The 25,712-nt window shown below is 70.0% G+C and carries 19 protein-coding genes; 4 read left to right on the forward strand and 15 right to left on the reverse strand.

What is annotated here, in order from left to right:
* The first annotated feature begins 15 nt into the window (after nucleotides 1-15).
* The 4 genes from OG985_RS20385 (at nucleotide 16) to OG985_RS20400 (ending at nucleotide 6,266) form a co-directional block, all read left to right on the forward strand.
* Nucleotides 16-1,365 (forward strand): ABC transporter substrate-binding protein, encoded by a 1,350-nt coding sequence (locus tag OG985_RS20385; RefSeq protein WP_371669766.1) that lies wholly within the window; start codon nucleotides 16-18, stop codon nucleotides 1,363-1,365.
* Nucleotides 1,362-2,231, forward strand: a complete 870-nt coding sequence (locus tag OG985_RS20390) for an ABC transporter permease (RefSeq protein WP_371669767.1) — start codon at nucleotides 1,362-1,364, stop codon at nucleotides 2,229-2,231. The genes OG985_RS20385 and OG985_RS20390 overlap by 4 nt, the downstream gene beginning before the upstream one ends.
* Nucleotides 2,215-2,988 carry an ABC transporter ATP-binding protein gene (locus OG985_RS20395; RefSeq protein ID WP_371669768.1) on the forward strand — a complete coding sequence of 258 codons (774 nt, stop codon included), beginning with the start codon at nucleotides 2,215-2,217 and terminating at the stop codon, nucleotides 2,986-2,988. Before OG985_RS20390 ends, OG985_RS20395 begins: the two co-directional genes overlap by 17 nt.
* An 83-nt stretch (nucleotides 2,989-3,071) precedes the next feature.
* A complete protein-coding gene (locus OG985_RS20400) occupies nucleotides 3,072-6,266 on the forward strand; it encodes a fumarate reductase/succinate dehydrogenase flavoprotein subunit (protein WP_371674444.1) in 3,195 nt (1,064 codons plus the stop codon).
* Between the two features lie 95 nt (nucleotides 6,267-6,361).
* On the opposite strand, the gene recQ is transcribed toward OG985_RS20400, so the two are convergent.
* The 15 genes from recQ to OG985_RS20475 form a co-directional block, all read right to left on the reverse strand.
* Nucleotides 6,362-8,506 (reverse strand): DNA helicase RecQ, encoded by a 2,145-nt coding sequence (recQ, locus tag OG985_RS20405; RefSeq protein WP_371674445.1) that lies wholly within the window; start codon nucleotides 8,504-8,506, stop codon nucleotides 6,362-6,364.
* A 346-nt stretch (nucleotides 8,507-8,852) separates the two neighbouring features.
* Entirely contained in the window at nucleotides 8,853-10,502 is a 1,650-nt protein-coding gene (gene nuoN, locus OG985_RS20410; RefSeq protein WP_371669769.1) for an NADH-quinone oxidoreductase subunit NuoN, read from the reverse strand.
* On the reverse strand, nucleotides 10,499-12,070 hold the full coding sequence (locus OG985_RS20415; RefSeq protein WP_371669770.1) for an NADH-quinone oxidoreductase subunit M: 1,572 nt from the start codon (nucleotides 12,068-12,070) through the stop codon (nucleotides 10,499-10,501). The genes nuoN and OG985_RS20415 overlap by 4 nt, the downstream gene beginning before the upstream one ends.
* A 5-nt stretch (nucleotides 12,071-12,075) precedes the next feature.
* Complete coding sequence (gene nuoL, locus OG985_RS20420) at nucleotides 12,076-14,040, reverse strand: NADH-quinone oxidoreductase subunit L (protein WP_371669771.1); 1,965 nt, start codon at nucleotides 14,038-14,040, stop codon at nucleotides 12,076-12,078.
* 14 nt (nucleotides 14,041-14,054) lie between these two features.
* Nucleotides 14,055-14,354: an NADH-quinone oxidoreductase subunit NuoK gene (nuoK, locus tag OG985_RS20425; protein ID WP_356033474.1), complete on the reverse strand. Its 300-nt coding sequence runs from the start codon at nucleotides 14,352-14,354 to the stop codon at nucleotides 14,055-14,057.
* The gene (locus OG985_RS20430; RefSeq protein ID WP_371669772.1) at nucleotides 14,351-15,217 is read right to left on the reverse strand and encodes an NADH-quinone oxidoreductase subunit J; all 867 of its coding nucleotides are present in this window, start codon (nucleotides 15,215-15,217) and stop codon (nucleotides 14,351-14,353) included. The genes nuoK and OG985_RS20430 overlap by 4 nt, the downstream gene beginning before the upstream one ends.
* The gene (gene nuoI, locus OG985_RS20435) at nucleotides 15,214-15,855 is read right to left on the reverse strand and encodes an NADH-quinone oxidoreductase subunit NuoI (RefSeq protein WP_371669773.1); all 642 of its coding nucleotides are present in this window, start codon (nucleotides 15,853-15,855) and stop codon (nucleotides 15,214-15,216) included. Before nuoI ends, OG985_RS20430 begins: the two co-directional genes overlap by 4 nt.
* Nucleotides 15,848-17,224 carry an NADH-quinone oxidoreductase subunit NuoH gene (gene nuoH, locus OG985_RS20440; protein WP_371669774.1) on the reverse strand — a complete coding sequence of 459 codons (1,377 nt, stop codon included), beginning with the start codon at nucleotides 17,222-17,224 and terminating at the stop codon, nucleotides 15,848-15,850. The genes nuoI and nuoH overlap by 8 nt, the downstream gene beginning before the upstream one ends.
* The gene (locus OG985_RS20445) at nucleotides 17,221-19,725 is read right to left on the reverse strand and encodes an NADH-quinone oxidoreductase subunit G (RefSeq protein WP_371669775.1); all 2,505 of its coding nucleotides are present in this window, start codon (nucleotides 19,723-19,725) and stop codon (nucleotides 17,221-17,223) included. Before OG985_RS20445 ends, nuoH begins: the two co-directional genes overlap by 4 nt.
* Nucleotides 19,722-21,071, reverse strand: coding sequence for an NADH-quinone oxidoreductase subunit NuoF (gene nuoF, locus OG985_RS20450; protein ID WP_371669776.1), 1,350 nt, complete (start codon nucleotides 21,069-21,071; stop codon nucleotides 19,722-19,724). The genes OG985_RS20445 and nuoF overlap by 4 nt, the downstream gene beginning before the upstream one ends.
* Entirely contained in the window at nucleotides 21,068-21,940 is an 873-nt protein-coding gene (gene nuoE / locus OG985_RS20455) for an NADH-quinone oxidoreductase subunit NuoE (protein ID WP_371669777.1), read from the reverse strand. Before nuoE ends, nuoF begins: the two co-directional genes overlap by 4 nt.
* The gene (locus OG985_RS20460; protein WP_371669778.1) at nucleotides 21,937-23,247 is read right to left on the reverse strand and encodes an NADH-quinone oxidoreductase subunit D; all 1,311 of its coding nucleotides are present in this window, start codon (nucleotides 23,245-23,247) and stop codon (nucleotides 21,937-21,939) included. Before OG985_RS20460 ends, nuoE begins: the two co-directional genes overlap by 4 nt.
* 62 nt (nucleotides 23,248-23,309) lie before the next feature.
* Nucleotides 23,310-24,065, reverse strand: coding sequence for an NADH-quinone oxidoreductase subunit C (locus OG985_RS20465; protein WP_371669779.1), 756 nt, complete (start codon nucleotides 24,063-24,065; stop codon nucleotides 23,310-23,312).
* The gene (locus OG985_RS20470) at nucleotides 24,062-24,616 is read right to left on the reverse strand and encodes an NADH-quinone oxidoreductase subunit B family protein (protein ID WP_006382209.1); all 555 of its coding nucleotides are present in this window, start codon (nucleotides 24,614-24,616) and stop codon (nucleotides 24,062-24,064) included. The genes OG985_RS20465 and OG985_RS20470 overlap by 4 nt, the downstream gene beginning before the upstream one ends.
* Before the next feature lie 13 nt (nucleotides 24,617-24,629).
* Complete coding sequence (locus tag OG985_RS20475) at nucleotides 24,630-24,989, reverse strand: NADH-quinone oxidoreductase subunit A (protein WP_007383963.1); 360 nt, start codon at nucleotides 24,987-24,989, stop codon at nucleotides 24,630-24,632.
* Nucleotides 24,990-25,712 lie beyond the last annotated feature (723 nt).

The following is a 25,712-nucleotide window of genomic DNA, read 5'->3' on the forward strand; positions in this document are numbered from 1 at the left end:
AGGTCCCGAACTCCCGTGAAACATCCAGCAGTCACCGCCACCACGGCCGCGCTCGCCCTCCTCCTCCCGCTCACCGCCTGCGGCGGCAGCGCCGAGGCCGGCGACGGCTCCACGGTCACCGTGACCGTGGGCTACCAGTCCAAGACCATCAACACGGTCACCGCCGGAACCCTCCTTCGCTCCCTCGGCTCCTTCGAGAAGGAACTCGACGCGCTCGGCGACGGCATCACCTACAAGGTGAACTGGCAGGACTACGCCACCGGCGCCCCCATCACCGCCCAGATGACCGCGGGGAAGATCGACATCGGCTCGATGGGCGACTTCCCGCTCCTCATCAACGCGGCCCGCGGCAAGCAGCTCGGCAAGCCGACCCACCTGGTCTCGGTCACCGGCTACAACCTCCGCGGCGGCCTCAACACCATCGTCACCGCCCCGGGCTCCAAGCTCGCCTCCCTCACCGACCTGCGCGGCAAGAAGGTGTCGACGAGCGTCGGCTCGGCCGCCGACGGCACTCTCGTGCGGGCCCTGCAACGCGCCGGCATCGACCCCGACAAGGGCGTCGAGAAGCTCAACCAGCAGCCCGCGGTGGGCGCCTCCGCCCTCGCCGCGGGCAGCACGGACGCGCTCTCGCAGTTCGTGGCCTGGCCCGGCCTGCTCGCCTACCAGGGCAAGGCGAAGGCGCTGTACGACGGTGCCCAGCTGAACCTGCCCACCTTCCACGGCGTCACCGCCCGCGAGGACTTCGCCGAGAAGCGCCCGGCCGTGCTCGAGGCCTTTCTCAGGGCCCAGGCGGAAGCCACCGACTACCTCGGCGAACACCCCGTGGCCGCCGCCGAGAAGGTCGCCGGCGCCACCGGCCTGCCCGCCGAGGTCGTCTACCTCTACAACGGCGCCCACGGCATCGCCACCTTCGACCCGGCGATCAAGCCCCAGCTCGTCTCCGCCCTGAAGCAGGACGTGTCGGTCCTGAAGTCGGCCAAGCTGACCGGTGACGTGGACGTGGACTCCTTCGTCGACGACCAGTACGTCAGGAAGGCCCTCGGCACGGACTACGCCAAGCGCCTCGCCGCCGCGCCCGCACCGGCCGCGAGCGAGGTGTGGCCCAAGGGCGCCACCGAGACCCGTGCCTTCAAGTCCCCCGCGCAGCTGCTGCGTTACGTCGCCGAGCACCCGGACGGCATCCGCGCCGCGTACGTCCCCGACGCCACCACCGGCACCCTGTGGTTCGCCGACAGGGCGGTCTGGGTGGCCGACGGCGACCAGCTCCTCCCCTTCGTCGCACCGGCGACCGCGCGGGCCTACGCCGCCGGGCACGGTGGCGCCCGCGTCGTCACGTACGCCGACGCGCTGGAGCGGGCGTCATGAGCCGGTATGCGCTGCGGGTGGGCTCGCTGGCCGCCGCCCTCGGCCTCTGGCAACTGCTGACCAGCAGGGACGTCGACCTGTGGCTGCGCTTCTCGCAGTTCCCGACCGTCGCCGACGTGGCCCGCACCTTCGCCGAACGGCTGTCCGGCCCCGACTACTGGACGGACCTCACCGACAGCCTCACCCGCATCGTCACCGGCTTCCTCCTCGCCGCCGTCCTGGGCGTGGCCACCGGTGTGCTGGTGGCCCGCTCCCGCCTGGCCGAGGACCTGCTCGGTCCGCTTCTCGAGGTGATCCGCCCGATCCCGGCGATCGCCCTCGTCCCCGTCGCCATCCTCCTCTTCCCCTCCAACGAACAGGGCATCGTCTTCATCACCTGCACCGCCGCCTTCTTCCCGGTCCTGGTCTCCACCCGGCACGCGGTCCGCGCGCTGACCCCCGTGTGGGAGGAGGCGGTGCGGACCATGGGCGGCGGCCGGTGGCGGATCCTCGGCTCGGTCGTCCTGCCGGGCGCGCTGCCCGGCATCTTCGGCGGCCTCTCGGTCGGCATCGGCGTCTCGTGGATCTGTGTGATCTCCGCCGAGATGATCTCCGGTCAGTACGGCGTCGGCTACCGCACCTGGCAGGACTACACAGTGGTCGACTATCCGGCCGTGTTCGTCGGCATGGTCACGATCGGCGTGCTCGGCTGGATCACCTCCACCGCCGTGGAGCTGCTCGGCCGCCGCCTCACCCGCTGGCTGCCGCGCACCTCGTACGTCCCCGGACTCCGCGCCCCCCGTGCCCGCGCCACCGCCCCCGTGCCCGTGCCCGTGACGGGGAGCACCAGGACGAAGGGAGAGGTGCCCCATGACCAGCTCGTCTGACGTCCGCCCCGCGGAGAGGACCCGGCCCGGTGCCGGGCTCGCCCTGCGGGGAGCCGCTCTCGGCCGGCCGGGCGCGACCGCGCTCGACGGGGTGGACCTCGAGGTGGGGCCCGGCGAGATCCTCACCGTCGTCGGCCCCTCGGGCTGCGGCAAGTCGACGCTGCTGCGCACCCTCGCCGGGCTGCTCCCCCCGCTCGCCGGCACGGTCACCCAGGACGGGAGCCCCCTGACGGGCCCCGCCGCCGACCGCGCCCTGGTCTTCCAGGAGGACGCCCTCCTGCCCTGGCGCACCCTGCGCGCCAACGTCGAACTGCCGCTCGCGATCCAGGGGTTGCCGCGCGCCGAACGCCGCGCCCAGGCCGAGACCTGGCTCCACCGGGTCGGACTCGCCGACCGGGCTGGGCAGTTGCCGCACCGGGTCTCCGGCGGCCAGCGCCAGCGCGCGCAGCTCGCCCGCGCCCTGGCCGGCCACCCCCGCACCGTCCTCATGGACGAACCCTTCGGCGCCCTCGACGCCCAGACCCGGGCCGGCATGCAGGACCTGCTGGTCGAGGTGCTGCACGGCACGGGAGCGACCGTCGTCTTCGTCACCCACGACGTGGACGAGGCCCTGTTCCTCGGCGACCGTGTCGCCCTTCTCGGCTCCGGCCGGCTCACCGCCGTACGCGACGTGCCTCGCCCGCGTGAGCGCGCGGCCCGCGACGACCCGGCCCGCGTGTTGCTGCGCCACGACGTCCTGACCTCTCTGAGCAGCTGATCCGCGGACATCCGGTCCCGGAACATCCGCTCCCCGAACATCCGGTCCCCGAACATCCGAAAGGCAGCCTGGTGGACACCTTGGTGGAGATCCCCGCCCTCGCCGACGCCGAGGAACTCTCCTGCGACGTCCTCGTGATCGGCGGCGGCACCGCCGGCACCATGGCGGCCCTGACCGCCGCCGAACAGGGCGCGAACGTGCTGCTGCTGGAGAAGGCCCACGTCCGGCACTCCGGCGCACTCGCCATGGGCATGGACGGCGTCAACAACGCCGTCGTCCCGGGCCGGGCCGAGCCCGACGACTACGTCGCCGAGATCACCCGCGCCAACGACGGCATCGTCGACCAGTCCACCGTCCGCCAGACCGCCACCCGCGGCTTCGCCATGGTCCAGCGCCTCGAGTCGTACGGCGTGAAGTTCGAGAAGGACGAGCACGGCGAGTACGCCGTCCGCCAGGTGCACCGCTCCGGTTCGTACGTGCTGCCGATGCCGGAGGGCAAGGACGTCAAGAAGGTCCTGTACCGGCAGCTGCGGCGGCGCGAGATGCGGGAACGGATCCGGATCGAGAACCGGGTGATGCCGGTGCGTGTGCTGACGGCGGGCGAGGGCGCCGACCGGCGGGCCGTGGGGGCGGCCGGCTTCAACACCCGCACCGGGCGGTTCGTCTCCGTCCGCGCGGGTGCGGTGATCCTGGCGACCGGCGCCTGCGGCCGACTCGGACTGCCCGCGTCCGGCTACCTGTACGGCACGTACGAGAATCCGACCAACGCGGGCGACGGCTACGCCATGGCCTACCACGCGGGCGCCGAGCTGACCGGCATCGAGTGCTTCCAGATCAACCCGCTGATCAAGGACTACAACGGCCCGGCCTGCGCCTACGTCGCCAATCCCTTCGGCGGCTACCAGGTCAACCGGCACGGCGAGCGCTTCGTCGACTCCGACTACTGGTCCGGCCAGATGATGGCCGAGTTCGCCGCGGAGGTCGCCTCCGACCGGGGCCCGGTGTACCTGAAACTGAGCCACCTTCCGGAGGAGTCGGTGTCGGCCCTGGAGTCGATCCTGCACTCGACGGAACGCCCGACCCGCGGCACCTTCCACTCGGGCCGCGGCCACGACTACCGCACCCACGACATCGAGATGCACATCTCGGAGATCGGCCTGTGCGGCGGCCACTCGGCCTCGGGCGTCCGCGTCGACGACCACGCCCGCACCACCGTCCCCCGGCTCTACGCGGCCGGCGACCTCGCCTGCGTTCCGCACAACTACATGATCGGCGCGTTCGTCTTCGGCGACCTGGCGGGCGCGGACGCCGCCCGGTACCCGGCGTACGAAGGGGAGCTTCCCGTGGACCAGCTCCGTGAGGCGCACGAGCTCGTCTACCGCCCGCTGCGCCACCCGGAGGGCCCGCCGCAGCCCCAGGTCGAGTACAAACTGCGCCGCTTCGTGAACGACTACGTGGCCCCGCCGAAGTCCGGCGCCCGGCTGTCGCTCGCCCTGGAGGCGTTCGAGCGCATGCGCGACGACATCGCCGAGATGGGCGCCCGCACCGCGCACGAGCTGATGCGCTGCGCCGAGGTCACCTTCATCCGCGACTGCGCGGAGATGGCCGCCCGCGCCTCCCTGGCCCGTACGGAATCCCGCTGGGGCCTCTACCACGACCGCATCGACCACCCGCAACGCGACGACGCGTCCTGGTTCCACCACCTCGATCTGCACAAGTCCCCCTCTGGTGCGATGGAGTTCACGGCTCGTCCCGTGGCTCCCTATCTGGTGCCGGTCGAGGAGTTCACCCCGACCGGCGGTCCTTCCCGGCATCTGGGCGAGGTCCTCGCCGAGGACGTGGCGACCGCCGGGTCACGGGACCTGGCGCCGATGGCGGCCGGTGCCGAGGAGACCGGTGCCGAGGGGACCGGGTCGGATCGCCCGGGTGCCGTCCCGGACGGCCCGGCCTTCCAGCCCGCCCCCGGACAGTCCTCGGGCCGCCTCCTCGAACTCGTCGCCCTCGCCGAGGAGCAGCCCGAACTCGACGCCCTGCGGCCGTACCTGACCGACCCTGTGCCGGCCGTCCGGCGTGAGGCCGTCGCCGTCCTGACCGAGGCGCTGCCGCCGGGGACGGGCCCGGCGCTCGCCGAGGCACTCCGCGACCCCGCCGCCGAGGTGCGCGCCGCCGCCGCGGCATCCCTGCGCGAGCTCGTCGAGACGCTGCCGCCCGAACCCGCGCTGCGGGACGGCCTCGGCGCCGCGCTGACCGAGTCCGACCCCGTCGTCCGCGCCGCCGCGCTCGACGTACTGCGCGCCCTGCGCCTCGGCGACACCGCGCTGTTCGCGGCCTCGCTGGCGGACCCGGACACCGCCGTCCGCATCGAAGCCGTCCGCGCGCTGGTATCGGTCGACGCCGCCGAGGAGCTCGCCCGAGCGGGGGCCGCCGACCCGTCGCGCGAGGTCCGCGTCACCATCGCCAAGGCCCTGGCCACGGTGTCCGCGGGCCGCCTCGGCCACCAGCAAGCCACGGGCCCTTCAAGCCGGCCCGGCGACCGGCAGGTCGCAAAGCCCTCAAGCCCGCTCGAAGACCGACAGGTCACAGCGCCTTCAAGCCCGCTCGGCGACCAACAGACCACGGCACCTTCAAGCCCGCTCGAACACCGCGAGACCCCGGCACCTTCAAGCAAGCTCCAAGACCGGCAGGCCACAGCGCCTTCGAGCCCGCTCGGCGACCGGCAGACCACGGCACCTTCAAGCAAGCTCCAAGACCGGCAGACCACAGCACCTTCAAGCCCGCTCGAACACCGCGAGACCCCGGCACCTTCAAGCAAGCTCCAAGACCGGCAGGCCACAGCGCCTTCAAGCCTGCTCGGCGACCAACAGGCAACGGCACCTTCAAGCCCGCTCGGCGACCAGCCCAGCGCCTCGCCCGACCCCGTGCGCTCGGCCCTCTCCGAGCTCATCGACGACGCCGACGCCCTGGTGCGCGCGGCCGCCTACGGGGCGCTCGGCACGGCCGGCTGCCCGGAGCCGTTCGCCGCACGGGCCGTCGCCGCTCTGTCCGACCCGGCGTGGCAGGTGCGGGCCGGCGCGGCCACCGCCCTGTCGGCGGCTGCCCCCGACCTGGCCGTACCGGCCCTGGCCAAGGCCCTCGCGGACGCGAACGCCGATGTCCGCAAGGCGGCCGTGCTGTCCCTGACCCGGCATTCCGGCGCCGAAGACGCCCGCGTGGCCCTCGCCACGGCGACCACGGACTCCGACGCCGACGTCAGGGCGTACGCCACACGCGCCCTGTGACGGCACGGACGACGGCGCCCGGGGCGTGCGTGTGCGTGTTCAGGCAGGTGCGCCGGGCACGGCCAAGACGCCGGCGCGCCCCGCCCCGCCCACCGCTATATCCAGTCGTCCGGCTCCGGCTCGTGGCCGGCGTCCATCTCGGGCCAGTCGTGCGCACTGGAGTCCGCAGGGTCCGCCGGGCGAGGCCCCGCGGCGCGTGCCGGGCCCGAACCCGGGGCCGCCGCAGGAGCCCGGTCCGCCGGGGCCGAGACCGGGGCCGAGACCGGGGCCGAGGCCGGGCCCGGGGCCGCCGACAGTCGTGGATCCGTCGCCTCGGCCGCCTCCGCCGGGCCCGGCGCCACGTCCGGCGGGCCGCCCAGTTCGGCGAGCGCCGCGATCACGCCCTCCCCGTAGGTCACCAGTTTCTTCTCGCCCACTCCGCTGATCCCGCCGAGCTGCGAGACCGACGTGGGCCAGAGGGTCACGATCTCGCGCAGCGTGGCGTCGTGGAAGATCACGTAGGCCGGGACGCCCTGCTCACGGGCCTGCTCGGCGCGCCAGGCACGCAGCGCCTCGAAGGCGGGCAGCAGTCCCTCGGGCAGCTCGACCGCGGCGGCCTTGGCCTTGCGCTCGCCCCGGCCGGAGCCCGCCGACCCCGAAGCCGACCGCGAGCCGACCGGCTTCTTCGGCTCCTTGCGCAGCGGCACCTCCCGCTCCCGCCGCAGCACCGTGCCGCTGGCCTCGGTCAGCACCAGGGTGCCGTACTCCCCCTCGACCGCGAGCAGGCCCTGCGCCAGCATCTGCCGCACCACTCCGCGCCATTCGCCCTCGGTGAACTCCTCACCGATGCCGAACACGGACAGCTGGTCGTGGTCGAACTGGATCACCTTGGCCGTGCGCCGGCCGAGCAGGATGTCGACGATCTGCACGGCCCCGAACTTCTGCCCGCGCTCCCGCTGCAGCCGCACCACCGTGGACAGCACCTTCTGGGCCGCGACCGTGCCGTCCCAGGTCTCCGGCGGGGCGAGGCAGGTGTCACAGTTCCCACAGCCCGCCGTGTCGGGGTCCTGGCCGAAGTAGACGAGGAGCTGCCCGCGGCGGCACTGGACCGTCTCGCACAGCGCCAGCATCGAGTCCAGGTGCGCGGCGGCCCGGCGCCGGAACGCCTCGTCGCCCTCGCTCGACTGGATCATCTTGCGCTGTTGTATGACGTCGTTGAGGCCGTACGCCATCCATGCCGTCGACGGCAGTCCGTCGCGGCCCGCGCGCCCAGTCTCCTGGTAGTAGCCCTCGACCGACTTGGGCAGGTCGAGGTGGGCGACGAAGCGGACGTCCGGCTTGTCGATGCCCATGCCGAAGGCGATGGTCGCGACCACGACCAGGCCGTCCTCCCGCAGGAAGCGCGACTGGTGCGCGGCACGGGTGCCCGCGTCCAGACCCGCGTGGTACGGCACCGCCTCGACGCCGTTGCGGGACAGGAACTCCGCGGTCTTCTCGACCGAGTTGCGGGAGAGGCAGTACACGATGCCCGCGTCGCCCGCGTGCTCCCCCTGCAGGAAGCCGAGCAGCTGCTTCTTCGGGTCCGCCTTCGGCACGATCCGGTACTGGATGTTCGGCCGGTCGAAGCTCGCCTCGAAGTGCCGGGCGTTCGGCATGTTCAGCCGCTGGGTGATCTCCTGGTGCGTCGCGTGCGTGGCCGTCGCCGTGAGGGCGATACGGGGGACGTCCGGCCAGCGCCGGCCGAGCACGGACAGGGCCAGGTAGTCGGGGCGGAAGTCGTGGCCCCACTGGGACACGCAGTGCGCCTCGTCGATCGCGAAGAGCGCGACCTTGCCCCGGGAGAGGAGGTCGAGCGTCGTCTCCAGTCGCAACCGCTCCGGGGCCAGATACAGCAGGTCCAGTTCGCCGGCCAGGAACTCGGCCTCGACGACCCTGCGCTCGTCGAAGTCCTGCGTGGAGTTCATGAACCCGGCGTTCACGCCCAGCGCCCGCAGCGCGTCGACCTGGTCCTGCATGAGCGCGATGAGCGGGGAGACGACAATGCCCGTACCGGGTCTGACCAGGGACGGAATCTGGTAGCACAGCGACTTGCCGCCGCCGGTCGGCATGAGCACGACGGCGTCGCCGCCCGCCACCACATGCTCGATGACCTCTTGCTGCTCGCCGCGGAAGGCCTCGTATCCGAAGACACGGTGGAGCGTGGCCAGCGCCTCGCTCTCGATCACCTCTGGCATCTCGCTGATCCCGCCCGTCCCGCGCATCGTCCTGTCCCCCGTACGTCGTCCCTCGACCACTGCGTCCACCATAGGGGCCGCCGCCGACAACGCCGGAGTTATCCACAGGCTGCCGGACGTGGACCACCTCAAGGACACGGCTGCCGTTCGCTCGTTCGATGAAGGCCGGTGGTCATCGGCAGGTGGACGACGTAGGCCGCGTGCCCGGCGGCCACCCGTTTCCGGCCGGTGACCCTTCCGGTGGCCCTCACCGACCTCGGCCCTCACCGGTTCCGGTCGCGTCACGGCGAGCGCGCGGGGCGGGCACCGCGCCGACGGCAGCGGCCCGGCACCCTCCTGCGGGTACCGGGCCGACCTGGACGGTCGTGCGACCTCAGCGCACGAACACGCCCGCCTGGTTCGCCAGGTCCAGGAAGTACTGCGGCGCCACACCGAGCACCAGCGTCACCGCCACGCCGACCCCGATCGCGGTCATCGTCAGCGGCGAGGGCACGGCGACCGTCGGGCCGTCGGGCCGCGGCTCGCTGAAGAACATCAGCACGATCACCCGGATGTAGAAGAACGCCGCGATCGCCGACGAGATCACACCGACCACGACCAGCGGGGCCGCGCCGCCCTCCGCCGCCGCCTTGAACACGGCGAACTTCCCGGCGAACCCGGAGGTCAGCGGGATGCCCGCGAAGGCCAGCAGGAACACCGCGAAGACGGCCGCCACCAGGGGCGAACGACGGCCGAGCCCCGCCCACTTGGACAGGTGCGTCGCCTCACCGCCCGCGTCCCGCACCAGTGTCACGACGGCGAAGGCGCCGATCGTGACGAAGGAGTACGCGGCCAGATAGAACAGGACGGACGACACACCGTCCGGCGTGGTCGCGATGACACCCGCGAGGATGAATCCCGCGTGTGCGATGGACGAGTACGCCAGCAGTCGCTTGATGTCGGTCTGCGTGATCGCCACGATCGCACCGCCCAGCATGGTGATGATCGCGACGCCCCACATGACCGGCCGCCAGTCCCAGCGCAGGCCGGGCAGGACGACGTACAGGAGCCGGAGCAGCGCGCCGAACGCCGCCACCTTGGTCGCCGCCGCCATGAACCCGGTCAGCGGGGTCGGAGCGCCCTGGTAGACGTCCGGCGTCCACGCGTGGAAGGGCACCGCGCCCACCTTGAACAGCAGCCCCATGACGATCAGCGCGGAGCCGATCAGCAGCAGCGCGTCGTTGCCCATGGTGCCCACGAGGGCGGGGTCGACGGTGGTGATCGTGCCGTCGACGACCTGCGCGATCGTCGCGTACGACACCGAGCCCGCGTAGCCGTAAAGCAGCGCGATGCCGAACAGGGTGAAGGCGGAGGCGAACGCGCCGAGCAGGAAGTACTTGACCGCGGCCTCCTGCGACAGGAGCCGCTTGCGGCGGGCCAGCGCGCACATCAGGTACAGCGGCAGTGAGAAGACCTCCAGGGCCACGAAGAGCGTCAGCAGGTCGTTGGCCGACGGGAAGACCAGCATGCCGGCGACGGCGAACAGCAGCAGCGGGAACACCTCGGTGGTGGTGAACCCGGCCCGCACCGCGGCCTTCTCGCTGTCACTGCCCGGCACGGAGGCGGCCTGCGCGGCGAACGAGTCGACCCGGTTGCCGTGCGCCTCCGGGTCCAGCCGCCGCTCGGCGAAGGTGAACAGACCGACCAGGCCCGCCAGCAGGATGGTCCCCTGCAGGAAGAGAGCCGGGCCGTCGACCGCGATCGCGCCCATCGCCGCGATGCGGGCCTTGCTGGTGCCGTACCCGTCCGCCGCGAGCGCGACGACCGCGGCGAAGGCGGCGATGAGCGCCACGGCGGAAAGGAACACCTGGACGTAGTAGCGGGATTTACGCGGTACGAACGCCTCTACCAGCACCCCGACGATCGCCGCTCCGACGACGATCAGGGTGGGCGACAACTGTGCGTACTCGATCTTCGGCGCGTCGATCTTCGAGATCGGGTCGGCCGCGGTTGTCCACAGGCTGTGGACGGCTGCTGCGCTCACTTGGCCGCCTCCACCTCGGGCTGGGGGTCCGTTTTGTGTACGTCGGACATGGTCTTCTCCACCGCTGGGTTGACGATGTCCGTGAGGGGCTTCGGGTAGACGCCCAGGAAGATCAACAGCACGATCAGCGGGGCGACGACCACGAGCTCGCGCACCCTGAGGTCCGGCATCGCGGAGACCTCCGCCTTCACCGGGCCGGTCATCGTCCGCTGGTAGAGGACGAGGGTGTACAGCGCGGCGAGCACGATGCCGAAGGTGGCGATGATGCCGATCACCGGATAGCGCGCGAACGTGCCGACCAGGACCAGGAACTCGCTCACGAACGGCGCGAGGCCGGGCAGCGACAGGGTCGCCAGACCGCCGATCAGGAAGGTGCCGGCCAGGATGGGAGCGACCTTCTGCACACCGCCGTAGTCGGCGATGAGCCGCGAGCCGCGCCGGGAGATCAGGAAGCCGGCCACCAGCATCAGCGCGGCCGTCGAGATCCCGTGGTTGACCATGTAGAGGGTCGCGCCCGACTGTCCCTGACTGGTCATCGCGAAGATGCCCAGCACGATGAACCCGAAGTGCGAGATCGACGCGTACGCCACCAGCCGCTTGATGTCCCGCTGGCCGACGGCGAGCAGCGCCCCGTAGATGATGCTGATCAGCGCCAGTACGAGGATGACGGGCGTCGCCCACTTGCTCGCCTCCGGGAACAGCTGGAGGCAGAAGCGGAGCATCGCGAAGGTGCCCACCTTGTCCACGACCGCCGTGATGAGCACCGCGACCGGGGTGGTGGCCTCCTGCATGGCGTTGGGCAGCCAGGTGTGCAGCGGCCACAGCGGCGCCTTCACCGCGAACGCGAAGAAGAAGCCCAGGAAAAGCCAGCGTTCGGTGTTGGTCGCCATGTCGAGCGAGCCGTTGGCGCGCGCCTCGGCGATCTCCTGGAGCGAGAAGTTCCCGGCGACCACATAGAGGCCGATCACCGCGGCCAGCATGATCAGACCGCCGACCAGGTTGTAGAGGAGGAACTTCACGGCGGCGTACGACCGTTGCGTGGAGGCCGCCTCCTCGCCGTGCTCGTGGGCCCGGTCCCCGAAGCCGCCGATGAGGAAGTACATCGGGATCAGCATGGCTTCGAAGAAGATGTAGAAGAGGAAGACGTCGGTGGCCTCGAAGGAGATGATCACCATCGCCTCGACGGCCAGGATCAGGGCGAAGAAGCCCTGGGTGGGCCGCCAGCGCGTGTTGCCCGTCTCCAGCGGGTCGGCGTCGTGCCAGCCCGCGAGGACGATGAACGGGATCAGCAGGGCGGTCAGCGCGATCAGCACCACCGCGATGCCGTCCACACCCAGCTCGTACCTGACTCCGAAGTCCGCGATCCAGGAGTGTGACTCGGTGAGCTGGTAGCGGCTGCCGCCCGGGTCGAAGCGCACCAGGACGACGACGGCCAGGGCGAGGGTGGCGAGCGAGACGAGCAGCGCCAGCCACTTGGCGGCGGTGCGTCGCGCGGCCGGTACGGCGGCCGTGGCGACCGCCCCGATCGCGGGAAGCGCCGCCGTCGCTGTCAGCAGAGGAAAGGACATCGGTATCAGACCGCCCTCATCAGCAGGGTCGCGGCGACGAGAAGGGCCGCACCGCCGAACATCGAGACCGCGTACGACCGCGCGAAGCCGTTCTGCAGCCGCCGCAGTCGCCCGGAGAGCCCGCCGACCGAGGCCGCCGTGCCGTTGACGACACCGTCGACCAGGGTGTGGTCGACGTACACCAGGGAGCGCGTGAGGTGCTCGCCGCCGCGGACCAGCACGACGTGGTTGAAGTCGTCCTGGTACAGGTCGCGCCGGGCCGCCCGGGTCAGCAGCGAGCCGCGCGGGGCGTGGACCGGGACCGGACGGCGCCCGTACTGGGCGTAGGCGATGGCGACACCGACGACCAGGACGACCATCGTGGCCAGGGTGACCGTCGTCGCGCTGACCGGCGAGTCCCCGTGGCTGTGCCCGGTGACGGGCTCCAGCCAGTGCAGGAAGCGGTCGCCGATGCTGAACAGGCCACCCGCGAAGACCGATCCGAAGGCCAGCACGATCATCGGGATCGTCATGGACCGGGGCGATTCGTGGGGGTGCGGTTCGGCGTGATCGCCGTGGTGCGCGGCCGCGGGCTCCGCACTCGGCTCCTCGGGGGACCGCGTCGCCCGGTTCTTCCAGCGCTCCTCACCGAAGAACGTCATCAGCATCACGCGCGTCATGTAGAACGCCGTGATCGCCGCACCCAGCAGGGCCGCGCCGCCGAGGATCCAGCCCTCGGTGCCGCCCTTGGCGAACGCCGCCTCGATGATCTTGTCCTTGGAGAAGAAGCCGGACAGGCCCGGGAAGCCGATGATGGCGAGGTAGCCGAGGCCGAAGGTGACGAAGGTGATCGGCATGTACTTGCGCAGGCCGCCGTACTTCCGCATGTCGACCTCGTCGTTCATGCCGTGCATGACCGAACCGGCGCCGAGGAACAGTCCGGCCTTGAAGAAGCCGTGCGTCACCAGGTGCATGATCGCGAAGACGTAGCCGATCGGGCCGAGGCCCGCGGCGAGCACCATGTAGCCGATCTGCGACATCGTCGAGCCGGCCAGCGCCTTCTTGATGTCGTCCTTCGCGCAACCGACGATCGCACCGAACAAAAGCGTGACGGCACCGACGACGGTGACGACGAGCTGCGCGTCGGGCGCGCCGTTGAAGATGGCGGCGGAGCGGACGATCAGGTAGACGCCCGCGGTCACCATCGTCGCGGCGTGGATGAGGGCCGAGACCGGGGTCGGGCCCTCCATCGCGTCCCCGAGCCAGGACTGCAGGGGTACCTGGGCGGACTTGCCGCAGGCGGCGAGCAGGAGCATCAGGGCGATCGCGGTGAGCTTGCCCTCGCTCGCGTCCCCGGCGATCCCCCCCTCCTGGTAGGTGCCGAGCAGCGGGCCGAAGGCGAAGGTGCCGAAGGTGGTGAACATCAGCATGATCGCGATCGACAGGCCCACGTCGCCGACGCGGTTGACCAGGAAGGCCTTCTTCGCCGCGGTGGCCGCGCTGGGCTTGTGCTGCCAGAAGCCGATCAGCAGGTAGGAGGCGAGACCGACGCCCTCCCAGCCGACGTAGAGCAGAAGGTAGTTGTCGGCGAGGACGAGGAGCAGCATCGCCGCGAGGAACAGGTTCAGGTAGCCGAAGAAGCGGCGGCGGCGTTCGTCGTGCGCCATGTACCCGACCGAGTACAGATGGATCAGCGAGCCGACGCCCGTGATCAGCAGGACGAACGTCATCGACAGCTGGTCGACGCGGAAGGCGACGTCGGCCTGGAATCCCTCGACCGGCACCCAGGTGTACAGGTGCTGCAGCAGGGTCCGGTCCTCGGCGCTCCTGCCGAGCAGGTCGACGAAGAGGACGACACCGAGCACGAAGGAGACGGCCGCGAGTGCCGTGCCGATCCAGTGGCCGACGGCGTCGAGGCGCCGGCCGCCGCACAGCAGTACGGCCGCTCCGAGCAGTGGCGCCGCCACCAGCAGCGCAATCAGGTTCTCCACGATTCAGCGACCCCTCAGAGCTTCATCAGGCTGGCGTCGTCGACCGAGGCCGAGTGGCGGGTACGGAACAGGGACACGATGATCGCGAGCCCGACCACGACCTCCGCGGCGGCGACGACCATCGTGAAGAACGCGATGACCTGGCCGTCGAGGTTGCCGTGCATCCGGGAGAAGGTGACGAACGCCAGGTTGCAGGCGTTGAGCATGAGCTCGATACACATGAACACGACGATCGCGTTGCGCCTGATCAGCACGCCGGTCGCGCCGATCGTGAACAACAGCGCGGCGAGATACAGGTAGTTGACCGGGTTCACTTCGATGCCTCCTCGGCCCGCTTGCGGTTCGCGCGCGTGTCCTCGGGCCGGTCCAGGCGGTCCTGCGCGCGCTGCTCCAGCGCGCGCAGGTCGTTCAGCGCCTCGGCCGACACGTCACGGATCTGACCGCGCCCGCGCAGCGTCTTGTTGACGGTGAGCTCGGACGGTGTGCCGTCGGGCAGCAGGCCCGCGATGTCCACCCCGTTGTGCCGGGCGTACACGCCGGGCGCCGGCAGCGGCGGCAGGTGCTTGCCCTCGCGGACTCGCTCCTCGGCCAGTTCGCGCTGGGTCTTGGCCCGCTCGGTGCGCTCGCGGTGGGTGAGCACCATGGCGCCCACGGCGGCCGTGATGAGCAGGGCGCCGGTGATCTCGAAGGCGAAGACGTACTTGGTGAAGATGAGGGCCGCCAGGCCCTCCACGTTGCCGTTCGCGTTGGCCTGGCCGAGTCCGTTGAACTCCTTCAGGGAGGCGTTGCCGATGCCCGCGAACAGCAGGACGCCGAAGCCGAGACCGCACAGCAGGGCCAGCCAGCGCTGCCCCTTGATGGTCTCCTTCAGCGAGTCCGCCGCGGTGACACCGACGAGCATGACCACGAACAGGAACAGCATCATGATCGCGCCGGTGTAGACGACGATCTGCACGATGCCCAGGAAGTAGGCGCCGTTGGCGAGGTAGAACACCGCCAGAACGATCATGGTGCCGGCCAGACAGAGCGCGCTGTGCACGGACTTCTTCATGAAGACGGTGCACAGGGCGCCGATCACCGCGACCGTGCCGAGGACCCAGAACTGGAAGGCCTCACCGGTGGAGGTGCTGTAGGCGGCCAGCTGCGTGGCGGATTGTGCGGCGAGCTGCGCGGTCATCGCCCGACCACCTTCTCCGACGCCGGCTCGTCCTCGCCGAAGGTCGAGGCGGCCTCCTGCGGAACCTCACCCTTCGACAGGGCGACCTGCCGTACGGTGCCCGGCGCGGCCTCCGTCACCAAGCCCTGGTAGTAGTCCTGTTCGTCCGTCCCCGGGAAGATCGAGTGGGGGCTGTCGACCATCCCCTCGTCGAGGCCGGCGAGCAGCTGCTCCTTGGTGTAGATGAGGTTGGCGCGGCTGGTGTCGGCGAGTTCGAACTCGTTGGTCATCGTGAGCGCGCGCGTGGGGCACGCCTCGATGCACAGACCGCACAGGATGCAGCGGGCGTAGTTGATCTGGTAGACGCGGCCGTACCGCTCACCGGGGGAGTAGCGCTCCTCGTCGGTGTTGTCGGCGCCCTCGACGTAGATGGCGTCGGCGGGGCAGGCCCAGGCGCACAGCTCGCAGCCGACGCACTTCTCCAGGCCGTCCGGATGGCGGTTGAGCTGGTGCCTTCCGTGGAAACGCGGGGCGGTGGTCTTCTGCTGCTCCGGGTACTGCTCGGTCAGCCGCTTCTTGAACATGGCCTTGAAGGTCACGCCGAAGCCGGCCACGGGGTTCTGGAAACCGGGTTTGGTCTCCTTGGGCTCCTCAGCCATCGGACGCCTCCTTTCCTTCACGAGTTCCGCCGATCGATTCGTCACTCGCAGTATCCGGCCCGCCACTGACAATCAACTCGCGCTCACGGCGCGGGTGGCGCCGCGGCACCGGTGGCAACTCCTGTCCCGGCAGTGGCGGTACGGGGAATCCGCCCGCCATCGCGTCGAAGCCGGCCGGCTCCTGATCGGGCCGCTCGGCCGTCTTCGCCTTCTCGCGGAACATGTCGGCGAGGAAGGAGAGCAGCAGCAGGGCGAGGACGCCGCCGCCCACGTAGAGGGCGATGTCGGCGAAGTCGTAGTTCTCGTTCCGCAGGGTCCGCACGGTGGCGACGAGCATCAGCCAGACCACGGAGACCGGGATGAGGACCTTCCAGCCGAGCTTCATCAGCTGGTCGTAGCGGACCCGTGGGAGCGTGCCGCGCAGCCAGATGAAGAAGAACAGCAGCAGCTGGACCTTGACGACGAACCAGAGCATCGGCCACCAGCCGTGGTTCGCGCCCTCCCAGAAGGTGCTGATCGGCCACGGGGCCCGCCAGCCGCCCAGGAACAGCGTGGTCGACACGGCGGAGACCGTCACCATGTTCACGTACTCGGCGAGCATGAACATCGCGAACTTGATCGACGAGTACTCGGTGTTGAACCCGCCGACCAGGTCGCCCTCGGACTCCGGCATGTCGAAGGGGGCGCGGTTGGTCTCGCCGACCATCGTCACGATGTAGATCAGGAAGGAGACCGGCAGCAGGACGATGTACCAGCGGTCGTGCTGCTGCTCGACGATCGTCGACGTCGACATCGATCCCGAGTAGAGGAACACCGAGGCGAAGGCGGCGCCCATGGCGATCTCGTACGAGATCATCTGCGCGCAGGAGCGCAGACCGCCCAGCAGCGGATACGTGGAGCCGGAGCTCCATCCCGCGAGGACGATGCCGTAGATGCCGACGGAGGCGATCGCGAGGACGTACAGCATCGCGATCGGCAGGTCGGTCAGCTGCATCGCGGTGCGCTGGCCGAAGATCGACACCTCGTTGTCGGCCGGGCCGAACGGGATCACCGCGATCGCCATGAAGGCCGGGATGGCCGCGACGATCGGCGCGAGGACGTAGACGACCTTGTCCGCGCGTTTGACGATGACGTCTTCCTTCAGCATCAGCTTCATGCCGTCGGCCAGCGACTGGAGCATGCCCCAGGGGCCGTGCCGGTTGGGGCCGATGCGCAGCTGCATCCAGGCGACGACCTTGCGCTCCCACACGATGGAGAACAGCACGGTCAACATCAGGAAGGCGAAGCAGAACACCGCCTTGACGACGACCAGCCACCATGGATCGGTGCCGAACATCGAGAGGTCTTCAGCAGCGAGATACGGGCTCATGCCTCCACCTCCTTGGGGGCCTCGTCGGCGAACTTCGCCGGGCCGATACGGACTAGGGAGCCGGGCCGCGCCCCGCTGTCGGAGGCGACGCCCCCGCCGGTCGAGTTCAGCGGAAGCCAGACCACCCGGTCCGGCATGTCGGTGACCCGCAAGGGGAGTTCGACCACGCCGCGGGAACCGGTCACGGCGAGCAGATCGCCGTCCTTGACGCCCGCCTCGGCGGCCGTGGCGGCCGACACGCGCGCGTGCGCGGCGTGCCGCGTCCCGGCGAGTGCCTCGTCGCCCTCCTGGAGGACGCCCTGGTCGAGCAGCAGACGATGCCCCGCGAGCACGGCCTCCCCGGCGGCGGGCCGCGGCAGCACACCCGCGGTCTCCGACGGTTCGGTGGCCTGCGATCCGTCCCAGGCACCCAGCCGGTCCAGCTCCGCGCGCGCGGTGCGCAGGTCCGGCAGACCCAGGTGTACGTCCATGGCGTCGGCCAGCATCTGCAGCACGCGCGCGTCCGCGGGCGCCAGTCGGCGGATCATCTGGTCGGGCTTGAGCGCGGCCTCGAAGAGGCGGACCCGGCCTTCCCAGTTGAGGAAGGTGCCGGCCTTCTCGGCGACGGCGGCGACGGGCAGGACGACGGCCGCGTGCTCGGTGACCTCACTGGGCCGCAGCTCCAGCGACACCAGGAAGCCCACCTCGTGAAGGGCTTCACGCGCGCGTGCCGGGTCGGGCAGGTCGGCGATCTCGACGCCCGCCACCACGAGGGCCTGGAGCTCGCCCCGGGCGGCGGCCTCGACGATCTGGCCGGTGTCGCGCCCGTAGCGGTGCGGGAGTTCGCCGACACCCCAGACACCGGCGACCTCCTCCCGCGCGCGCGGGTCGGTGGCGGGACGGCCGCCCGGCAGCAGCGACGGCAGCGCGCCCGCCTCCACGGCGCCGCGCTCCCCCGCCCGGCGCGGAATCCACACCAGCCGGGCGCCGGTCGCGGACGCGGCCCGTACGGCGGCGGTGAGGCCGCCGGAGACGGCGGCCAGCCGCTCACCGACGACGATCACCGCGCCCTCGGTACGCAGCGCCTCGGCCGCCTGGCCTCCGCCCTCCTCGAGGCCGACGCCGCTCGCGAGCGCGTCCAGCCACTCGGTCTCGGTGCCGGGAGCGGCCGGCAGCAGAGTGCCGCCGGCCTTCTCCAGGCCGCGGGTGGCGTGCGTGCCGAGGGAGAACACCCTCTGTCCGTGCTTGCGCCAGGCCTTGCGCAGCCGCAGGAAGACGCCGGGCGCCTCCTCCTCGGCCTCGAACCCGACCAGGAGGACGGCGGGGGCCTTCTCCAGGGAGGTGTACGTGACGCCCGTACCGTCGAGGTCACGGCCGCGCCCGGCGACCCGGGCGGCCAGGAAGTCGGCCTCCTCGCTGCTGTGCACGCGCGCGCGGAAGTCGATGTCGTTGGTGTCCAGGGCCACGCGCGCGAACTTGCTGTACGCGTAGGCGTCCTCGACGGTGAGGCGACCGCCGGTCAGGACGCCGGTCCTGCCGCGCGAGGCCAGCAGCCCCTGCGCGGCGATCTGCAGCGCCTCCGGCCAGGAGGCAGGGACGAGCTCACCCTCCGCGTTGCGCACGAGCGGTGTCTGGAGCCGGTCCCGCTGCTGCGCGTACCGGAACGCGAACCGCCCCTTGTCGCAGATCCACTCCTCGTTGACCTCCGGGTCGTCCGCGGCCAGACGCCGCATGACCTTGCCGCGCCGGTGGTCGGTGCGCGTGGCGCAGCCGCCGGAGCAGTGCTCGCACACGGACGGCGTGGAGATGAGGTCGAAGGGGCGGGAGCGGAAGCGATACGCCGCCGAGGTGAGCGCGCCGACCGGGCAGATCTGGATGGTGTTCCCGGAGAAGTACGACTCGAAGGGGTCGCCCTCTCCGGTACCGACCTGCTGGAGCGCGCCCCGTTCGATCAGCTCGATCATCGGGTCGCCGGCGACCTGGTTGGAGAAGCGGGTGCAGCGGGCGCAGAGCACGCACCGCTCGCGGTCGAGCAGCACCTGCGTGGAGATCGGGACGGGCTTCTCGTACGTCCGTTTCCGGCCCTCGAAGCGGGACTCGGCGTTGCCGTGCGACATCGCCTGGTTCTGCAGCGGGCACTCGCCGCCCTTGTCGCAGACCGGGCAGTCCAGCGGGTGGTTGATGAGGAGCAGCTCCATCACACCGTGCTGGGCCTTCTCGGCGGCCGGCGAGGTCAGGTGGGTCTTCACCACCATCCCGTCCGTGCAGGTGATGGTGCAGGACGCCATCGGCTTGCGCTGGCCCTCGACATCGACGATGCACTGCCGGCAGGCGCCGGCCGGGTCGAGCAGGGGGTGGTCGCAGAAGCGGGGGATCTCGATGCCGAGCTGCTCGGCGGCCCGGATGACCAGGGTGCCCTTGGGCACGCTGATCTCGGCGCCGTCGATCGTCAGCGAGACGAGATCCTCCGGCGGGACCGCCGCCTCTCCCCCTCCCGAGGGAGCGCTGGTGGTCACAGTCATGCGTTCACCTCCGTGCGGTCGGCCCAGGCCGTCGACCTGGCCGGGTCGAAGGGGCAGCCGCGGCCCGTGATGTGCTGCTCGTACTCCTCGCGGAAGTACTTGAGCGAGGAGAAGATCGGCGAGGCGGCGCCGTCGCCGAGGGCGCAGAAAGACTTGCCGTTGATGTTGTCGGCGATGTCGTTCAGCTTGTCGAGGTCGGACATGGCGCCCTTGCCGGCCTCGATGTCGCGCAGCAACTGCACGAGCCAGTACGTGCCTTCGCGGCACGGAGTGCACTTGCCGCAGGACTCGTGGGCGTAGAACTCGGTCCAGCGGGTGACGGCGCGCACGACGCAGGTCGTCTCGTCGAAGCACTGGAGAGCTTTCGTGCCGAGCATGGAACCCGCGGCGCCCACTCCTTCGTAGTCAAGAGGGACGTCGAGATGCTCGTCGGTGAACATCGGTGTCGAGGAGCCGCCCGGCGTCCAGAACTTGAGCCGATGCCCGGCGCGCATCCCGCCGCTCATCTCGAGGAGCTGACGGAGGGTGATGCCGAGCGGGGCCTCGTACTGGCCCGGACTGGTGACGTGACCGCTGAGCGAGTAGAGCGTGAAGCCCGGGGACTTCTCGCTGCCCATCGACCTGAACCATTCCTTGCCTTTTTGCAGAATCGCGGGAACTGACGCGATCGACTCGACGTTATTCACAACAGTCGGGCACGCATAGAGGCCCGCGACAGCGGGGAAAGGGGGACGGAGCCGCGGTTGACCACGGCGGCCTTCGAGCGAGTCGAGCAGCGCGGTCTCCTCACCGCAGATGTACGCGCCCGCGCCCGCGTGCACGGTGAGTTGAAGGTCGAGTCCGCTGCCCAGGATGTTCTCGCCGAGGTAGCCCGCCGCGTAGGCCTCACGCACGGCCTCGTGCAACCGCCGCAGCACAGGGACGACTTCACCGCGCAGATAGATGAAGGCATGCGAAGACCGGATGGCATAACAGGCGATCACAATGCCCTCGATGAGGCTATGCGGGTTCGCGAAGAGGAGTGGGATGTCCTTGCACGTCCCGGGCTCCGACTCGTCGGCGTTGACAACTAGATAGTGCGGTTTTCCATCCCCTTGGGGAATGAACTGCCATTTCATTCCCGTGGGGAATCCCGCGCCACCGCGACCGCGCAGACCGGATTCCTTGACGTACGCGATGAGGTCGTCCGGCGACATGGCGAGCGCCTTGCGGAGTCCCTCGTATCCCTCGTGCCTTCGGTAGACGTCCAGCGACCAGGACCTGTCCTCGTCCCAGAAGGCCGACAGCACGGGTGCGAGCAGCTTCTCGGGGCTGGTGTCTTTGATCTCGGGTGCCAAGGTCATCACTCCCCCTCCTCGGCGGTCGGCCCTGCCGGGTGGGCCGGGTCGGAGGCCGACGTGTCCTGCGGCGCGTCGTGCGAACTCAGGTGTTCGCTGGGCGACGGCTCGTGCATCGCCCGGTCCTTCGGCTGGTCGTGCGGGCCGCCGTCGCGCGGATGGACCACGCGCGTGGGTGTCGCCTCTCCCCTGGCCAGGCGGAGGCCCACCAGGGAAGCGGGTCCCGCGCTGCCACTCGCCTCGACGGCGCCGTCCCGCTCGTCGGGGAAGCCCGCGAGGATCCGGGCGGTCTCCTTGAAGGTGCAGATCGGGGCCCCGCGCGTGGGCTCGACCGGCCGTCCCGCGCGCAGGTCGTCGACGAGGCGCGTGGCGCTCGCCGGGGTCTGGTTGTCGAAGAACTCCCAGTTGACCATCACCACCGGCGCGAAGTCGCAGGCCGCGTTGCACTCGATGTGCTCCAGCGTGACCTTGCCGTCCTCAGTGGTCCCGCCGTTGCCGACGCCGAGGTGCTCCTGGAGCTCCTCGAAGATCGCGTCGCCGCCCATCACCGCGCACAGGGTGTTGGTGCAGACGCCGACCTGGTAGTCGCCGCTCGGCCTGCGCCGGTACATGGTGTAGAAGGTGGCGACCGCGGTGACCTCGGCCGTGGTCAGGTTCAGCACGTCCGCGCAGAACCGCATCCCGGTGCGCGTGACATGGCCCTCCTCCGACTGCACGAGGTGCAGCAACGGCAGCAGGGCCGAGCGGGAGTCCGGGTAGCGGGCGATGATCTCGCGCGCGTCGGTCTCCAGCCGGGCTCGGACGTCGTCCGGGTAGGCGGGCGCGGGCAGTTCGGGCATGCCCAGGCTGACGCCCTGCTCCGAAGAACTGGTGGTCACCGGTCGACGCCTCCCATCACGGGGTCGATGGACGCGACGGCGACGATGACGTCGGCGACCTGGCCGCCCTCACACATCGCCGCCATGGCCTGCAGATTGGTGAAGGACGGGTCACGGAAGTGGACCCGGTAGGGGCGGGTGCCACCGTCGGACACGGCGTGCACCCCGAGTTCGCCCTTGGGCGACTCGACCGCCGCGTACGCCTGTCCCGGCGGTACGCGGAAGCCTTCGGTCACCAGCTTGAAGTGGTGGATCAGGGCCTCCATGGACGTGCCCATGATCTTCTTGATGTGGTCGAGGGAGTTGCCGAGACCGTCGGGGCCCAGGGCGAGCTGGGCGGGCCAGGCGATCTTCTTGTCGGCGACCATGACCGGTCCCGGCTGCAGCCGGTCCAGGCACTGCTCGACGATCCTGAGCGACTGGCGCATCTCCTCCAGGCGGACCAGGAAGCGGCCGTAGGAGTCACTGGAGTCGGCGGTCGGGACGTCGAAGTCGTACGTCTCGTAGCCGCAGTACGGCTGTGCCTTGCGCAGGTCGTGCGGCAGGCCGGTGGCGCGCAGGATCGGGCCGGTGGCGCCGAGGGCCATGCAGCCGGCCAGGTCGAGGTGGCCGACGTCCTGCATACGGGCCTTGAAGATGGGGTTCCCGGTGGCGAGCTTGTCGTACTCCGGGAGGTTCCTCTTCATCTTCTTCACGAACTCGCGGATGTGGTCCACCGCGCCGGGCGGCAGGTCCTGCGCGAGGCCGCCGGGGCGGATGTACGCGTGGTTCATCCTGAGGCCCGTGATGAGCTCGTAGATGTCGAGAATCATTTCACGATCACGGAATCCGTAGATCATGATCGTGGTGGCGCCGAGCTCCATGCCGCCGGTGGCGATGCACACCAGGTGGGAGGACATCCGGTTCAGCTCCATCAGGAGCACCCGGATGATCTCGGCCCGGTCGGTGATCTGGTCCTCGATACCGAGAAGTTTCTCGACGGCGAGGCAGTAGGCGGTCTCGTTGAAGAAGGACGTCAGGTAGTCCATGCGCGTCACGAACGTGGTGCCCTGCGTCCACGTGCGGTACTCGAGGTTCTTCTCGATGCCGGTGTGCAGATAGCCGATGCCGCAGCGGGCCTCGGTGACGGTCTCGCCCTCGATCTCCAGGATGAGCCGGAGCACACCGTGGGTGGAGGGGTGCTGCGGACCCATGTTGACCACGATGCGCTCGTCGTCCGCGCGGGCCGCGGACTGGACGACCTCGTCCCAGTCGCCACCGGTGACGGTGTAGACGGTGCCCTCGGTGGTCTCACGGGCGGATGCCATCGAGGAGGTGGTCCCGGAGGGACTCGATGAGGTGTGGTGGCCAGGCGACGGGTTGGGAGTGCTCACGAGTACGACCTCCGCTGGTCCGGAGCCGGGATCTGGGCGCCCTTGTACTCGACGGGGATGCCGCCGAGGGGGTAGTCCTTGCGCTGCGCGTGGCCCTGCCAGTCGTCCGGCATCATGATCCGCGTCAGGGCCGGGTGCCCGTCGAAGACGATGCCGAAGAAGTCGTACGTCTCGCGCTCGTGCCAGTCGTTGGTCGGGTAGACCGGGACCAGGGACGGGATGTGCGGATCGGCGTCCGGGGCGCTGACTTCGAGGCGGATCAGCCGGTTGTGGGTGATCGAGCGCAGGTGGTAGACGGCGTGCAGTTCGCGGCCCTTGTCCTCCGGGTAGTGCACACCGCTCACGCCGGTACACAGCTCGAAGCGCAGTGCGGGGTCGTCGCGCAGGGTCTGGGCGACCCGGACCAGGTGCTCGCGCTCGATGTGGAAGGTCAGCTCGTCGCGGTCGACGACCGTCCGATCGATCGCGTTGTCCGGGAGGAGACCCTGTTCCTCCAGCGCGCCCTCGAGTTCGTCGGCGACCTCGTCGAACCAGCCGCCATAGGGGCGGCTCGCCGGTCCCGGGAGACGGACCGAGCGGACCAGGCCGCCGTAGCCGGAGGTGTCACCGCCGTTGTTGGCGCCGAACATGCCGCGCTGGACGCGGATCTCCTCACCGCCCTCGCCGCGCCGGCCGGGGAGGTTGGAGGCGCCGAGGTCCTTTTCGGGGTTCACCCCGTTCGACGGCTCGTTGGTGCCGTTCGCGTCGCTCACCGCAGCAGCCCCTTCATCTCGATCGTCGGCAGGGCCTTGAGCGCCGCTTCCTCCGCCTCACGAGCCGCCTCCTCGGCGTTCACGCCGAGCTTGGAGGACTGGATCTTCTGGTGGAGCTTGAGAATCGCGTCGATCAGCATCTCGGGCCGTGGCGGGCAGCCGGGCAGATAGATGTCGACCGGCACGATGTGGTCGACGCCCTGGACGATCGCGTAGTTGTTAAACATGCCGCCCGAGGAGGCGCAGACCCCCATGGAGATCACCCACTTGGGGTTCGGCATCTGGTCATAGACCTGCCGCAGCACCGGCGCCATCTTCTGGCTGACCCGGCCTGCCACGATCATGAGGTCCGCCTGCCGCGGCGAACCGCGGAAGACCTCCATGCCGAAGCGCGCCAGGTCGTAACGGCCGGCGCCGGTGGTCATCATCTCGATGGCACAGCAGGCGAGGCCGAATGTGGCGGGGAAGACGGACGCCTTGCGCACCCAGCCCGCGGCCTGCTCGACGGTGGTCAGCAGGAAGCCGCTCGGCAGCTTTTCTTCGAGTCCCATGTCCTAAGGCCCCTCAGTCCCATTCCAGGCCGCCGCGCCGCCATACGTACGCGTACGCGACGAAGACGGTGAGCACGAAGAGCAGCATCTCCACGAGCCCGAAAACACCCAGGGCGTCGAAGGTGACGGCCCAGGGGTAGAGGAAGACGATCTCGATGTCGAAGACGATGAAGAGCATCGCCGTCAGGTAGTACTTGATGGGGAAGCGCCCGCCGCCGGCCGGCGTGGGGGTCGGCTCGATCCCGCACTCGTAGGCCTCGAGCTTGGCCCGGTTGTACCGCTTCGGACCGATCAGCGTGGCCATGACCACGGAGAAGATCGCAAAGCCTGCCCCGAGGGCTCCCAGTACGAGGATGGGCGCATACGCGTTCACCGCTCCTCGCTCCTCTCAGTCGGCACTGACTGCTGGCGATGGCAGGACCCGGATCTCCTCCATCGGTCCCCGAACCTCGCCCGTCCCGACGAAGATCGCGAACATGTGAAGCAGGTCACAAGCCCAACTGCCTCGCATCCTATGCCCGACGCTCTGTGATCTGCGACACGGGGTATTACACAAGCTTTGTGATCTCCACCACCTGACGAAGGATCATGAAGTCGGATGAGCGGTGATCTTCGTACGAGAAGCGTCCGAGTGATCACCAGAGGTGACATTTTCGCTCTTCGGCGCAGGTGGGGAGGGTCGTCTCAATATCAAGAGAGTTCTCTTGCATGCAAATTGGTGCTGGGCCCGACCCGCTGGTAGAGGCTCGCGTTCACACGTCAGAGGTAGTTCGGCGGGTGGGTGTGGACGGCCATGGACACGTGCACGCGTTCACGAGCGGGGGTCGGACAGGATTCCGGGCGCGGGACGCGGCCGCCGTCGTAATCGTTGCGTGACCTCCGCCACATTGATGAGAGGCGTCTGAGAACGAGGCTTGGCCACCGATCCCAACCAATGGTAGGTGGCGGGCAATTAGGGCGTAATGATGAAAGTCCATGATCACAGGCTTGATCACGTGAGTCCGTAATGCCCGTTACGGCGTCAATAAAGGGCGACACACCAGGCATTCGGGGGGCCCATTGAACAACTGTGGCGCACCACACGTTTCTTGAAGGT

It is taken from the genome of Streptomyces sp. NBC_00289, from assembly GCF_041435115.1.
In the GTDB taxonomy this organism is placed as follows: domain Bacteria; phylum Actinomycetota; class Actinomycetes; order Streptomycetales; family Streptomycetaceae; genus Streptomyces.